We start from the raw sequence: 14110 nt of genomic DNA on the forward strand, positions 1-14110 counted from the left end.
ACGCAGGGCAGCTCAGGCCGGTTGCGCCGCGCCAAACGCGCCCTGGCGCAGTAACAACAGCACCAACCCCAGGGCCCCAGCTGCCATCAATAGCGGCAGCGCGTGCCCGCTGATCCATTGGCTGCCTGCGCCTGCCACCAGCGGACCAATCAGGCAACCGACACCCCACAGCTGTGCGATATGTGCGTTGGCGCGCACCAATGCATCGTCGCGGTAGCGCTCACCGATCAGGATCAGCGACAACGTGAACAACCCGCCCGCGCTGGCGCCGAACAGCACCCAGAGCGGCCAGATCAGCAGCGTGTGCATCAACAGTGGAACCGCCAGGCTCGAGGCCAGCAACAGCAACGCGCAGCCGAGAAACAAGGTGCGCCGAGGCAGGTAATCCGCCAGTGCGCCGATAGGCAATTGCAGCAGCGCATCACCGACCACCACCGTACTGACCATCGCCAGAGCGATTTCGGCGGTGAAGCCTTGTTGCAGGCAATACACCGGCAGCAGGGTCAGGATCATCGCTTCAAACGCGGCGAACAGCGCCACCGCCCAGGCAATCGCCGGCAGGCTCAGGCAGAAACGCCACAAGTCGGCAAAGGTCACGCTGAACGATTCGGCGTCGGGCGCGCCAGAGCGGCCGAGCAAGGCCAGCGGAGCAACCACAAGCAGGCCAACGCCCACCCAGAAACCGTAATCGTGGTCGGTGCCGATCACGCCCAGCAGCAACGGGCCTGATAGCTGGCTCAGCGCATAAGTACAGCCATACAACGCCACCAGTCGGCCACGCCACTGCTCCACCACCAACTGGTTGATCCAGCTTTCACCCAGGATAAACACGATGGTCAGGATCACCCCGATCAACAGACGCAACACCAGCCAAACCGGATAACTGGGCAGGATCGCCAGCAAGCCGATGGACAGCGCACCCGCCCATAGGCACAGACGCATCAGGTTGGCGGTACCAAGCCAGGCGGCCATGCGACTGGAAACCTTGGCGCCCAGCAGCACGCCAAAGGCGGGCATCGCGGCCATCACGCCGATGGCGAAACTGCCGTAGCCCCAACTTTCCAGACGCAGCGACACCAACGGCATGCTGACACCCAGCGCCAGGCCGACGCTGAGTACCGAGGCCAGGACGGCGAAATAGGTCGCCCAACGCATCTCCACGCTCCTGTGGATAAATTTTCAGGGTTGTAAACGAACTGTAGGAGCGAGCTTGCTCGCGAAGAACTCAAAGACATCGCGTTCAACCAGACAGCACGCTTTATCGTTGGCGTTTTTCGCGAGCAAGCTCGCTCCTACAGGGGGCCTGCGGTGTAACGTAGCTTAGAGCTTGATCCAGGTCGCCTTCAGCTCGGTGTATTTGTCGAACGCATGCAGCGACTTGTCGCGACCGTTACCCGATTGCTTGAAACCACCGAACGGAGCTGTCATGTCGCCGCCATCGTACTGGTTCACCCACACGCTGCCCGCACGCAGCGCCTTGGCCGTCAGGTGCGCCTTGGAGATATCCGCCGTCCACACCGCCGCGGCCAGGCCATATTGGGTGTCGTTGGCGATGGCGATCGCTTCTTCGGCGCTGTCGAAGGTGATCACCGACAGGACCGGGCCGAAGATCTCTTCCTGGGCAATCTTCATGGCGTTGGTCACACCGTCGAAAATGGTCGGCTCGACGTAAGTGCCACCGGTTTCTTCCAGCGTGCGCTTACCACCGGCAACCAGCTTGGCGCCGTCGGCATGGCCCGCTTCGATGTAGGACAGCACATTGTTCATCTGCTGGGTATCCACCAGCGCACCCACGGTGGTGGCAGGGTCCAGCGGGTTACCCGGCTTCCAGCCCTTGAGCGCCTCGATCACCAGCGGCAGGAATGTGTCCTTGATCGAACGTTCCACCAACAGCCGCGAACCGGCGGTGCAGACTTCACCCTGGTTGAAGGCGATGGCACTGGCTGCGGATTCGGCGGCGGTTTGCAGGTTCGGCGCATCGGCGAACACGATGTTAGGGCTCTTGCCGCCGGCTTCCAGCCACACGCGCTTCATGTTCGATTCACCGGAACGAATCAACAGTTGCTTGGCGATTTTGGTGGAACCGGTAAAGACCAGGGTATCCACGTCCATATGCACCGCCAGCGCGTTGCCCACGGTGTGGCCGTAGCCTGGCAGCACGTTGAACACGCCTTTTGGAATGCCGGCTTCAACGGCTAGGGCGGCGATGCGGATGGCGGTCAGCGGAGATTTTTCGGATGGCTTGAGAATCACCGAGTTACCGGTCGACAGCGCCGGGCCGAGTTTCCAGCAAGCCATCATCAGCGGGAAGTTCCACGGTACGATCGCACCGACCACGCCAACCGGCTCACGCGTCACCAGACCCAGTTGGTCATGGGGCGTGGCCGCCACTTCATCGTAAATCTTGTCGATGGCCTCGCCGCTCCAGCTCAGCGCTTGCGCCGCGCCAGGTACGTCGATGTTCAGGGAGTCACTGATCGGCTTACCCATGTCCAGGGTTTCAAGCAGGGCCAGTTCTTCGGCATTAGCCTTGAGCAGCGCGGCGAAACGGATCATGACGGACTTGCGCTTGGCCGGCGCCAGGCGCGACCACACGCCGGAATTGAAGGTGGCACGGGCGTTTTCCACGGCGCGCTGGGCGTCGGCGACGTCACAGCTGGCTACGGTGGCGAGCAGACGGCCATCGACCGGGCTGATGCATTCGAACGTCTCACCGGACGCGGCGGCGGTGTATTCACCATTGATGTAAGCGCGGCCTTCGATCTTCAGGTCCTTGGCGCGTTGTTCCCAGTCGGCACGGGTCAGGGTGGTCATGCAAGTGTCCTCCTCTTATTGGATACAAGGCCCAGGGGGTTGGCCCCGGCGCCTTCACGAATTCTTGCCTGGCCAGCCTGTTGTTCGGCTCAAGGCAGCTGCCACCCTAAACCAGCGGCTGGGGATGTTTCAATATATTTGACATAACGGCTTCAAACGCCCTTGCGATGTTCATTTTAATAAACATAGACTTTGGGCTCTCCAACCGCAGGCCAGACGGGACAAGCACATGAGCATCCAGGACATCGTCGATTTCAGCCAAGCCAACACCGCCCCCGAGCGCTACCGCCCTGCCGCCGAAAAAATCCTCAAGGGTGATCCCGAACAGACGATCTACAACCACTACAACAGCCCATGCGGACAAATGAACGCGGGCGTTTGGGAAGGCGAAGTCGGGCAATGGAAAGTCAGTTACACCGAGCATGAGTACTGCGAGATCGTGCAGGGGGTTTCCGTGCTGCGCGATGCCGAAGGGAACGCCAAAACCTTGCGCGCTGGCGACCGCTTCGTGATCCCTGCCGGCTTCAACGGCACCTGGGAAGTGCTGCAAGCGTGCCGCAAGATCTACGTGGTGTTTGAACAGAAAGCCTGATCAATGATCATCACAGGCAAAAAAAAGCCCGCATCGTGAGATACGGGCTTTTTTTCACAAGGAAGGAAATCAATTACTTGATTTTGCCTTCTTTGTAGATCACGTGCTTGCGAACGCGCGGGTCGAACATTTTCTTTTCGAGCTTGTCCGGGGTAGTACGCTTGTTCTTGTCGGTAGTGTAGAAGTGACCAGTACCGGCGCTAGAGATCATTCGAATCAATTCACGCATGATAGAGCTCCTTAGATCTTGCCGGCGGCGCGGATTTCGGCCAGCACGACAGTGATGCCACGCTTGTCGATGATACGCATGCCTTTGGCAGATACACGCAGGCGAACAAAACGTTTCTCTTCTTCAACCCAGAAGCGGTGATGCTGCAGGTTCGGCAGGAAACGACGACGGGTTTTGTTATTTGCGTGGGAAATGTTATTCCCAGTCACCGGACCCTTACCGGTAACTTGACAGACTCTCGACATGCCTCAGCCCTCTAAAACCACATGCCCAACCCGGCATGGGTTGGCCGCTTAATCTCTCAGTCATTTGGCGCCAGGCGCCGCGTTTCTTTAGGGTCTTACCGGCTACACCTACAAGCGAAGGAACCGGGCCCCTAGAAAAGAGCGCTGCTTTATACCAGAAAGACCCGGGTGCAACAACAGCGAGTGTGTTTTTACCTGGGTAAATCTCGGCCATTGGCGCCTGAACCGTTGCCAGGAGGGGCCGCTACAACAGCCGACCGCTCGTCGCACAGAATGATTTTCAGCGCGCGCAAGTACTCGGACTTGCATGGTGAAACGCGCTGAGGCGCCATCAAAACAGCATTTGAGCCAAAAGCACAGGCAAAAATAGGCTAGTCATTTAACCAACAGGCCACTACGGTAGGCCTTTTCCAGACTGCACTCGCAGATGGGCCTTCGATCTGCACAGGAAACCGAATATGCGCCTCGCTGCCCTACCGCTATTGCTAGCCCCCCTCTTTATCGCGCCGATGGCCGTTGCCGCCACCAACCTGAGCGTTTGCACCGAGGCCAGCCCCGAAGGGTTCGACGTGGTGCAGTACAACTCGTTGACCACCACCAACGCCTCCGCGGATGTGCTGATGAACCGCCTGGTGGACTACGACGCAACCGGTGCAAAACTGGTTCCGAGCCTGGCCGACAGTTGGGACGTCTCACCAGATGGCCTGACGTACACGTTCAAGTTGCACCCGAACGTGAAATTCCACCGCACCGAGTATTTCACCCCAAGCCGCACACTGACGGCCGAAGATGTGCGCTTCAGCTTCGAACGCATGCTCGACCCAGCCAACCCGTGGCACAAGATCGCCCAGAGCGGCTTTCCGCATGCGCAATCGCTGCAACTGCCAGCGTTGATCAAGAAGATCGACGCCCTCGACCCGCTGACCGTGCGCTTCACCCTTGATCACGCCGACTCCACGTTTCTTGCCGCGCTGAGCATGGGCTTTGCCTCGATCTACCCGGCGGAATATGCCGACAAACTGCTCAAGGCCGGCACGCCGGAAAAACTCAACAGTCAGCCCATCGGCACCGGGCCGTTCGTTTTCGTGCGTTTCCAGAAGGATGCGGTGGTGCGCTACAAGGCCAACCCGGACTACTTCGCCGGCAAACCGGCGGTGGACAACCTGATCTTCGCCATCACGCCGGATGCCAATGTGCGCCTGCAGAAACTGCATCGCGACGAATGCCAGATCGCCCTGTCGCCCAAGCCCCTGGATGTGGGCGAGGCCGAAAAAGATCCGGCCCTGAAGGTGGAAAAAACCGCAGCCTTCATGACTGCCTTCGTCGCCATCAACAGCCAGCACCCGCCCTTGGACAAGCCCGAAGTCCGCCAGGCGATCAACCTGGCCTTTGACAAAGGCAGCTACCTCAAGGCGGTATTCGAAGGCACCGCCGAAGCGGCCAATGGGGTTTACCCACCCAATACTTGGAGTTATGCCAAGGACCTGCCGGGTTATCCACAGGACCTGGCCAAAGCCAAGGCGCTGCTGAACCGCGCCGGCCTCAAGGACGGCTTCAAGACCACGATCTGGACTCGCCCTACCGGCAGCCTGCTCAATCCCAACCCCAATCTTGGTGCCCAGCTGTTGCAGGCTGATCTGGCCAAGGTCGGCATCCAGGCCGACATCCGTGTAATCGAATGGGGCGAGTTGATTCGCCGTGCCAAAGCCGGCGAGCACGACCTGCTCTTCATGGGCTGGGCCGGTGACAATGGCGACCCGGATAACTTCCTGACCCCGCAATTTTCCTGCGCGGCAGTCAAGTCCGGCACCAACTTCGCCCGCTACTGCGACCCTGCGCTGGACAAGCTGATCAGCGCCGGCAAGACCACCAGCGAACAGGGCGTGCGCAGCAAGCTCTACCAGCAGGCCCAGGCGCAGATCCAGCAGCAGGCCCTGTGGCTACCCTTGGCGCACCCCACTGCATTCGCCCTGACACGCAAAAATGTAGAGGGCTACCAGGTGAGCCCGTTTGGCCGGCAGGATTATTCCAAGGTCAGCGTCAAGCCTTAAGCTGCAAGCTGCAAGCCACTTGCGGCTTGCAGCTTCAAACTTGCAGCTGCGCCTCTACATCCACCCGTATTCCGCCATCGACAACGGATCACCATCGCCCACGATGATGTGATCGAGCACCCGCACGTCCACCATTTCCAGGGCCTTCTGCAGAACTTTGGTCAATTTTCGATCAGCGGCGCTTGGGTCCGCGCTGCCCGAGGGATGGTTGTGGCACAGGATCAAGGCCGCCGCGTTATAGGCCAGCGCGCGCTTGACCACTTGCCGGGGATAGACCACAGCGGCATCGATGGTGCCCTCGGACAGCGCCTCGAAACCCAGCACCCGATGCTTGGAGTCGAGAAACAGGCAGCCAAATACCTCGTGAGTCTCATGACGCAGCAGCGCCTTGAGGTATTCGCGCACGGCCAATGGACTCTCCAGCACCGAATCGTTGCGCAGGCGCTCGGCCATATGGCGCCGCGACATTTCCAGCACCGCCTGCAACTGGGCAAACTTCGCTGGCCCCAGGCCCAACTGCTGATTGAACAGCGCCTGGCTGGCCTCCAGCAGCGGGCGCAGGCCGCCGAATTGCGCCAACAAATGGCGCGCCAGGTCCACCGCACTCCTGCCGGACACCCCGGTGCGCAGGAAGATTGCCAGTAATTCGGCATCGGACAGACTGGCCGCCCCCCACTCCAATAGCTTCTCCCGCGGCCGCTCGGCAGCAGGCCAATCGCGAATACTCATCCCACCTCCTCTCCCTGATGTACGCCGTATGCGCCGCTGTTGCCGAACGGACGCTGTGTTATCGTAGGCCCTCTTTTTTGCATGCGATTTCACCTGGGGAGGGGTCATCGCAGGCGTCACTGAACTGGCATCACTGAACTGGAAAGGCAAACCAATGCAGCGTCTGTATCGGAAACGCATCGTCCTCGGCGTCGGCGGCGGCATTGCCGCCTACAAGAGCGCAGAGCTGGTTCGCAGGCTCCTGGACCAAGGCGCCGAAGTGCGCGTGGTCATGACCCGTGGTGGCAGTGAGTTCATCACCCCGCTGACCATGCAGGCCTTGTCCGGCCACCCGGTTCACCTGGACCTGCTGGACCCGGCGGCCGAAGCCGCCATGGGCCATATCGAACTGGCCAAATGGGCCGACCTGGTGCTGATCGCGCCGGCCACCGCCGACCTGATCGCGCGCCTGGCCCAGGGCATCGCCGATGACCTGCTGACCACCCTGGTACTGGCCACCGACGCCACCGTCGCCATCGCCCCGGCGATGAACCAGGCCATGTGGCGCGACCCGGCCACCCAGGCCAACACCCAGCTCCTGCAAAGCCGCGGCCTCAAGGTGTTCGGCCCGGCGTCCGGCAGCCAGGCCTGCGGCGACGTCGGCATGGGCCGCATGCTCGAAGCCACCGACCTGGCGCTGTGTGCCGCCGAGTGCTTCCAGCACCTGGCCCTGACCGGCAAACACGTGCTGATCACCGCAGGCCCGACCCAGGAAAACATCGACCCGGTGCGCTACATCACCAACCATAGCTCAGGAAAAATGGGCTTTGCCCTGGCTGAAGCGGCGGTTGAGGCAGGCGCACGTGTCACCCTGATCACAGGCCCCGTGCATTTGCCAACGCCTGATCGTGTGACGCGAATCGACGTAGTCAGCGCCCGGGACATGCTGGCGGCCTGTGAGGCTGCCATTCCGTGCGACCTGTTCATCGCCTCGGCAGCGGTTGCGGACTACCGACCGGAAGTCGTTGCACCGCAAAAGCTCAAGAAAGACCCTACAAGCGGCGATGGCCTGCTCCTGCAAATGGTGCGCAACCCGGACATCCTGGCGACCATCGCCACGCGTCCGGACCGCCCGTTCAGCGTCGGCTTCGCCGCCGAGACCGAACATTTGCTGGATTACGCCGCACGCAAATTGAAAGACAAAAACCTCGACCTGATCGTTGCCAATGATGTCGCCAACCCGAGCATCGGCTTCAACAGCGAGGAAAACGCTTGCAGCGTGATCGACCGTGAGCTGCACGCCACCCTTTTCGCCCAGACCAGCAAGGGCAAGATCGCCCGCCAACTGATCTCTTTTATCGCCCAACGGCTGAACCAGGTTTAATGTCCATGCACGCTTTGCAAGCCAAGATCCTCGACCCCCGCATCGGTAGCGAATTCCCGCTCCCGGCCTACGCCACCCCAGGCTCCGCCGGCCTGGACCTGCGCGCCATGCTCAAGCAAGACACTGTGCTTGAGCCGGGCCAGACGATCCTGATCCCCACCGGCCTGTCGATCTACGTCGGCGACCCAGGCCTGGCAGCCTTGATCCTGCCGCGCTCCGGCCTGGGCCACAAACACGGCATCGTGCTGGGCAACCTGGTGGGCCTGATCGACTCCGACTACCAGGGCGAGTTGATGGTGTCGTGCTGGAACCGTGGCCAGACCGCGTTCAACATTGCGGTCGGCGAGCGTATCGCTCAACTGGTGCTGGTGCCGGTGGTACAGGCGCATTTCGAACTGGTGCAGGAATTCGACGAAACCCAGCGCGGCGCAGGTGGTTTCGGGCATTCCGGCAGCCACTGACTAAGCTGAACCTGGCCGGGCGCAATTGTGCCCGGCCAGCCGCCACCGCCCGGCTTTTCAGGATGAAGAATGCGCGAACGGTATCAGCGTGATTTCTACAATAAAATCAAATGGTTACACGATACGCAACACGACGCTGCGGTGCCGATGGCACTTTTACACCACGAACTCTCTGCCGAAAACGCCGTCATACCCTTCAGTTTGAGCCTGCCGGCCAGCCACACCAGGCCAGCCTTGCCCCCTTTCAGATGGAGTTCCCCCCGCGATGAGTACCGCAGCCCGTGTAGCCCCGACTTTTCCCGACAGCATCTTTCGCGCCTATGACATTCGTGGCGTGGTGCCCAAGACCCTGACCGCCGAAACCGCCTACTGGATCGGCCGCGCCATCGGCTCACAGAGCCTGGCCCAGGGCGAGCCGAATGTTTCGGTGGGCCGTGACGGCCGCCTGTCCGGCCCGGAGCTGGTGGAGCAACTGATCCAGGGCCTGGCAGACAGTGGTTGCCATGTCAGCGATGTCGGGCTGGTGCCCACGCCTGCCCTGTATTACGCCGCCAACGTGCTGGCCGGCAAGTCTGGCGTGATGCTTACCGGCAGCCACAACCCGTCGGACTACAACGGGTTCAAGATCGTCATCGCCGGCGACACCCTCGCTAACGAACAGATCCAGGCCCTGCACACGCGCCTGAAAACCAACGACCTGACCAGCGGCAACGGCAGCATCACCAAGGTCGACATCCTGCAACGCTACTCCGACGAAATCACCCGTGACGTGAAGCTCGCTCGCCGCCTGAAAGTGGTGGTCGACTGCGGCAACGGCGCGGCCGGCGTGATCGCTCCGCAACTGCTCGAAGCGCTGAACTGCGAAGTGATCCCGCTGTTCTGCGACGTCGACGGCCACTTCCCCAACCATCACCCGGACCCAGGCAAGCCTGAAAACCTGGTGGACCTGATCGCCAAGGTCAAGGAGGTGGGCGCAGACGTAGGCCTGGCCTTCGACGGCGACGGTGACCGCGTAGGCGTGGTGACCGAAACCGGAGAGATCGTATTCCCCGACCGCCTGTTGATGCTATTCGCCCGTGACGTGGTGGCGCGCAATGCCAATGCTGAAATCATCTTCGACGTTAAATGCACCCGTCGCCTCACGCCCCTGATCAAGGAATACGGCGGCCGCCCGCTGATGTGGAAGACCGGTCACTCGTTGATCAAAAAGAAAATGAAGGAAACCGGCGCCCTGCTGGCCGGTGAAATGAGCGGTCACGTGTTCTTCAAGGAGCGTTGGTTCGGTTTTGACGATGGCATTTACAGTGCTGCACGTCTGCTGGAGATCCTCAGCAAGGAAAAATCCACGGCAGAGGAGCTGTTTCAGACCTTCCCGAACGATATTTCTACGCCAGAGATCAATATCCATGTGACCGAAGAGAGCAAATTCAGCATCATTGACGCACTGCACGATGCGCAATGGGGCGAAGGCGCCAACCTGACCACCATTGATGGTGTGCGAGTCGATTACGCCAAAGGCTGGGGCCTGGTGCGCGCGTCCAACACCACACCGGTGCTGGTGCTGCGCTTCGAGGCGGATACCGAGGCTGAGTTGCAGCGCATCAAGGACGTCTTCCACGTCCAGTTGAAACGTGTTGCCCCTGATCTCCAATTACCGTTCTGATTTTTTACCGGAGCCCTGAATGACCCTCGAACGCGAAGCCGCTGCCAACACCGCCAAGGTCCTGTCCGAAGCGTTGCCCTACATTCGACGCTATGTCGGCAAGACGCTGGTGATCAAGTACGGCGGCAATGCCATGGAAAGCGACGAGCTGAAAACCGGCTTTGCCCGCGACATCGTGCTGATGAAGGCCGTAGGGATCAACCCGGTCGTGGTCCACGGCGGCGGCCCGCAAATCGGCGATCTGCTCAAGCGTTTGTCGATCGAGAGTCACTTCATCGATGGCATGCGCGTCACTGACGCGCAGACCATGGACGTGGTGGAGATGGTGCTCGGTGGCCAGGTCAACAAGGACATCGTCAACCTGATCAACCGCCACGGCGGCAGCGCCATTGGCCTGACCGGCAAGGACGCGGAACTGATCCGCGCGAAAAAACTGACCGTGACCCGCCAGACGCCGGAAATGACCCAACCGGAAATCATCGACATCGGCCAGGTGGGCGAAGTGATCGGCATCAACACCGATCTGCTCAACCTGCTGGTCAAGGGTGACTTCATCCCGGTGATCGCGCCCATCGGCGTGGGCGCCAACGGTGAGTCCTACAACATCAACGCCGACCTGGTTGCGGGCAAAGTGGCCGAAGCACTGAAGGCTGAAAAGCTGATGCTGCTGACCAACATTGCTGGCTTGATGGACAAGGAAGGCAAGGTGTTGACCGGCCTGACTACCCAGCAAGTCGACGAGCTGATTGCCGACGGCACGATCTACGGCGGCATGCTGCCCAAGATTCGTTGTGCGCTGGAAGCCGTGCAAGGCGGCGTCGGCAGCTCGCTGATCCTGGATGGCCGTGTGCCGAATGCGATCCTGCTGGAAATCTTCACCGATACCGGTGTGGGCACGCTGATCAGCAATCGCAAGCGTCCTTAAACACAAAAAGCCCCAGCTCCCTGTAGGAGCGAGCTTGCTCGCGAAGAACGTCAACGATGACGCGTTTATTCTGGATAAACGCGGCGCCTTCAAGTTTTTCGCGAGCAAGCTCGCTCCTACAGGAGGGTGGGGCTTTTTGCTGTGCGGCGTTTATTGAACGCCGAACTGCTCGCGGTATGCCTTGACCGCCGGCAAGTGCTGCTTGAGCTGCGGATCATCTTCCAGGAACTGCAACACCTGGTTCAACGACACGATGCTCACCACCGGAATGCCGAAGTCACGCTCCACTTCCTGGATCGCCGACAACTCACCGTTGCCGCGCTCCTGGCGGTTCAGCGCAATCAGCACACCCGCCGCCTTGGCGCCGTCCTGGGAAGCGATGATCTGCATCACTTCGCGGATGGCGGTGCCGGCGGTGATCACGTCGTCGATGATCAGCACATTGCCCGTCAGCGGCGCGCCCACCAGGCTGCCGCCTTCGCCGTGAGCCTTGGCTTCCTTGCGGTTGAAGCACCACGGCAGGTCCTGCCCGTGATGTTCCGCCAGGGCCACCGCGGTAGCAGCGGCCAGGGGAATGCCCTTGTAGGCCGGGCCGAACAGAACGTCGAAGGAAATACCGCTCTCAACGATGGCCGCCGCGTAGAAACGCCCCAGCTGGGCCAGGGCCGAACCCGAGTTGAACAAGCCAGCATTGAAGAAGTACGGGCTGGTACGCCCGGACTTGAGGGTGAACTCACCGAAGCGCAAAACCCCGCGATCGATGGCAAAACGAATGAAATCGCGTTGATACGCCTGCATGAAAAAAGCCTCAGATACCACGGATTTAGCTAATTAGGTAGACGGCGTGTATCATACACGCACGCGATTTTTGGGGCCATTTATGCGGATCATCAGTGTGAACGTTAATGGTATTCAGGCTGCAGTCGAGCGTGGTTTGCTCAGTTGGCTGCAAGCTCAGAATGCCGACGTCATCTGCCTGCAGGACACCCGCGCCTCCGCCTTTGAACTGGACGACCCAGCCTTCCAACTGGATGGCTACTTCCTTTATGCCTGCGACGCCGAAGTGCCCACCCAAGGTGGCGTGGCTTTGTACTCGCGGTTGCAACCCAAGGCGGTCATCAGCGGCCTCGGCTTCGAGACAGCCGACCGCTACGGGCGCTACCTGCAAGCCGATTTCGACAAGGTCAGCATCGCGACCTTGCTGCTTCCTTCGGGGCAGAACGGCGATGAAGACTTGAACCAGAAATTCAAGCTAATGGACGATTTCGCCCGTTATCTGGATAAACAGCGACGCAAACGTCGCGAGTACATTTATTGTGGCTCGCTGTACGTGGCGCAACAGAAGCTGGATATCAAGAACTGGCGCGACAGCCAGCAATCCCCAGGTTTCCTGGCGCCGGAACGGGCCTGGATGGACGAGATTGTCGGCAACATGGGCTATGTCGACGCCCTGCGCGAAGTCAGCCGCGAAGGCGACCAGTACAGCTGGTGGCCGGATAACGAACAGGCCGAGATGCTCAACTTGGGTTGGCGTTTCGACTACCAGCTGCTGACCCCGGGTCTGCGCCGGTTCGTGCGCAGTGCACGCTTGCCGCGCCAGCCGCGCTTCTCGCAGCACGCGCCACTGATCGTGGACTACGACTGGACCTTGACCATCTAGGTCTTTTTCCAGGCACAAAAAAACCGACAGCGATGTCGGTTTTTTTGTGGGCGGCTATTATTTGACCAGGCGCCAGGTCAGTGGATAGCGATAGGCAATCCCCTTATTGGCTTTGATACTGCCGATGATGGTCAGCACCACCGTGGCAATCGCCAGGGCAATCATCAGGAAGAAACCAATCACTGCGAAGGCCAGCACGATGCAAGCGATCCAGGCGATGGCGACGGTGATCTGGAAATTCAGCGCTTCCTTGCCCTGATCGTCGATAAACGCATCCTGTTCTTTCTTCATCTGCCACAGGATCAGTGGCCCCACAACGCTGCCGAAGGGGAACACAAACCCCAGAAACGCCGCGAGATGGCACAACATCGCCGCCTGCCGCACTTCGTAGGAAGGCGCAGGCACCGGCATTTGGCTGTCGTCATTCATGGCGTTTCTCCTTGAGACCGGCTCAGTCAGCCAATGCGGCGTTTTGCAGTTCGAAAATTTCGCTCATGCCTTTCTGGGCCAGGGCCAGCATGGCGTTCAGCTCGGCGGGCTGGAATGGCGCGCCTTCGGCGGTGCCCTGCACTTCGATGAAACCACCGGTGCTGGTCATGACCACATTCAGGTCGGTCTCGGCGGCCGAATCTTCCAGGTAGTCCAGGTCCAGCACAGGCTCGCCCTGGTACATACCGACCGAGACGGCAGCGATCATCTGCTTGAGCGGGTCACCGCCTTTGAGGCCGCCGCGCTTCTTGATCACTTTGAGTGCATCAACCAAGGCCACCATGGCGCCGGTGATCGACGCGGTGCGGGTGCCGCCATCGGCCTGAATCACGTCGCAGTCGACATACAGGGTCACATCGCCCAGCTTGGACATGTCCAGGGCGGCGCGCAGCGAGCGGCCGATCAGGCGCTGGATTTCCAGGGTACGCCCGCCTTGCTTGCCACGGCTGGCTTCACGCTGGTTACGTTCGCCCGTGGCGCGCGGCAGCATGCCGTACTCGGCGGTCAACCAACCCTGGCCCTGGCCCTTGAGGAACCGCGGCACGCCGTTCTCGACGCTGACGGTGCAGATCACCTTGGTATCGCCAAACTCGACCAGTACGGACCCCTCGGCGTGTTTGGTGTAGTTGCGGGTGATGCGGATCGAGCGGAGCTGATCGGCGGCGCGACCACTTGGACGTTTCATAGGGGATACCTGTACTGAGGACGAAAAACTGCCGAGCATTATAGAGCCGCCAGCCGATTCGGGGCACTTCTAAAAATCCGGTTACGAATACGCGGTCTATCGCCCATTGTTTGGGCGCACCCGCCCCACTGCGCTACACTCCTGCGCCTTCGCAGCCTGTCGGCTCCCATTTCATTATCATCCCGTGTTTGCGGGACTGCATCG

At 60.5% G+C, this 14110-nt stretch carries 15 protein-coding genes and 1 pseudogene; 8 read left to right on the plus strand and 8 right to left on the minus strand.

The annotated features are described in order from the left end of the window. Window positions 1-12: 12 nt before the first annotated feature. Both C4J94_RS26615 and C4J94_RS26620 read right to left on the minus strand, forming a co-directional pair. On the minus strand, window positions 13-1155 hold the full coding sequence (locus C4J94_RS26615) for an MFS transporter (protein WP_124388753.1): 1143 nt from the start codon (window positions 1153-1155) through the stop codon (window positions 13-15). 165 nt (window positions 1156-1320) lie between these two features. Then, a complete protein-coding gene (locus C4J94_RS26620) occupies window positions 1321-2814 on the minus strand; it encodes an aldehyde dehydrogenase (RefSeq protein ID WP_124388754.1) in 1494 nt (497 codons plus the stop codon). Between the two features lie 229 nt (window positions 2815-3043). On the opposite strand from C4J94_RS26620, the gene C4J94_RS26625 reads away from it, so the two are divergent. Next, a complete protein-coding gene (locus C4J94_RS26625; protein ID WP_124388755.1) occupies window positions 3044-3406 on the plus strand; it encodes a cupin domain-containing protein in 363 nt (120 codons plus the stop codon). A 73-nt stretch (window positions 3407-3479) separates the two neighbouring features. On the opposite strand, the gene rpmG is transcribed toward C4J94_RS26625, so the two are convergent. Together rpmG and rpmB are read right to left on the minus strand one after the other, a co-directional pair. Further along, on the minus strand, window positions 3480-3635 hold the full coding sequence (gene rpmG / locus C4J94_RS26630; RefSeq protein WP_003176906.1) for a 50S ribosomal protein L33: 156 nt from the start codon (window positions 3633-3635) through the stop codon (window positions 3480-3482). Window positions 3636-3646: 11 nt separating this feature from the next. Continuing rightward, window positions 3647-3880 (minus strand): 50S ribosomal protein L28, encoded by a 234-nt coding sequence (rpmB, locus tag C4J94_RS26635; RefSeq protein ID WP_003176907.1) that lies wholly within the window; start codon window positions 3878-3880, stop codon window positions 3647-3649. A 458-nt stretch (window positions 3881-4338) separates the two neighbouring features. On the opposite strand from rpmB, the gene C4J94_RS26640 reads away from it, so the two are divergent. Further along, complete coding sequence (locus tag C4J94_RS26640) at window positions 4339-5931, plus strand: ABC transporter substrate-binding protein (protein WP_124388756.1); 1593 nt, start codon at window positions 4339-4341, stop codon at window positions 5929-5931. A 54-nt stretch (window positions 5932-5985) separates the two neighbouring features. On the opposite strand, the gene radC is transcribed toward C4J94_RS26640, so the two are convergent. Beyond that, window positions 5986-6660, minus strand: coding sequence for a DNA repair protein RadC (gene radC / locus C4J94_RS26645; protein WP_124388757.1), 675 nt, complete (start codon window positions 6658-6660; stop codon window positions 5986-5988). Between the two features lie 154 nt (window positions 6661-6814). Between radC and coaBC the strand changes: the two genes are divergently transcribed. The 5 genes and pseudogenes from coaBC (at window position 6815) to C4J94_RS27960 (ending at window position 11229) form a co-directional block, all read left to right on the plus strand. Then, window positions 6815-8023 (plus strand): bifunctional phosphopantothenoylcysteine decarboxylase/phosphopantothenate--cysteine ligase CoaBC, encoded by a 1209-nt coding sequence (coaBC, locus tag C4J94_RS26650; RefSeq protein WP_015886530.1) that lies wholly within the window; start codon window positions 6815-6817, stop codon window positions 8021-8023. 5 nt (window positions 8024-8028) lie between these two features. Beyond that, complete coding sequence (dut, locus tag C4J94_RS26655; RefSeq protein WP_124388758.1) at window positions 8029-8484, plus strand: dUTP diphosphatase; 456 nt, start codon at window positions 8029-8031, stop codon at window positions 8482-8484. Between the two features lie 259 nt (window positions 8485-8743). After that, window positions 8744-10147, plus strand: a pseudogene (locus tag C4J94_RS26665) (phosphomannomutase/phosphoglucomutase); the annotation flags it as partial. 19 nt (window positions 10148-10166) lie between these two features. Then, the gene (argB, locus tag C4J94_RS26670; RefSeq protein WP_015886532.1) at window positions 10167-11072 is read left to right on the plus strand and encodes an acetylglutamate kinase; all 906 of its coding nucleotides are present in this window, start codon (window positions 10167-10169) and stop codon (window positions 11070-11072) included. A gap of 34 nt (window positions 11073-11106) precedes the next feature. Continuing rightward, a complete protein-coding gene (locus tag C4J94_RS27960) occupies window positions 11107-11229 on the plus strand; it encodes a hypothetical protein (protein ID WP_256657615.1) in 123 nt (40 codons plus the stop codon). Here C4J94_RS27960 and pyrE read toward each other — a convergent pair. After that, complete coding sequence (gene pyrE / locus C4J94_RS26675) at window positions 11223-11870, minus strand: orotate phosphoribosyltransferase (RefSeq protein WP_124388761.1); 648 nt, start codon at window positions 11868-11870, stop codon at window positions 11223-11225. The genes C4J94_RS27960 and pyrE overlap by 7 nt on opposite strands. An 82-nt stretch (window positions 11871-11952) precedes the next feature. Here pyrE and C4J94_RS26680 point away from each other — a divergent pair, with 82 nt between their 5' ends. Continuing rightward, the gene (locus tag C4J94_RS26680; protein WP_003195493.1) at window positions 11953-12732 is read left to right on the plus strand and encodes an exodeoxyribonuclease III; all 780 of its coding nucleotides are present in this window, start codon (window positions 11953-11955) and stop codon (window positions 12730-12732) included. Window positions 12733-12789: 57 nt separating this feature from the next. Here C4J94_RS26680 and C4J94_RS26685 read toward each other — a convergent pair whose 3' ends face one another. After that, window positions 12790-13161: a DUF4870 domain-containing protein gene (locus C4J94_RS26685; RefSeq protein WP_124388762.1), complete on the minus strand. Its 372-nt coding sequence runs from the start codon at window positions 13159-13161 to the stop codon at window positions 12790-12792. Window positions 13162-13183: 22 nt separating this feature from the next. Then, window positions 13184-13906, minus strand: a complete 723-nt coding sequence (rph, locus tag C4J94_RS26690) for a ribonuclease PH (RefSeq protein ID WP_124388763.1) — start codon at window positions 13904-13906, stop codon at window positions 13184-13186. Between the last annotated feature and the right edge of the window lie 204 nt (window positions 13907-14110).

Origin of the sequence: Pseudomonas sp. R5-89-07, assembly GCF_003851685.1 — a bacterium.
In the GTDB taxonomy this organism is placed as follows: Bacteria; Pseudomonadota; Gammaproteobacteria; order Pseudomonadales; family Pseudomonadaceae; genus Aquipseudomonas.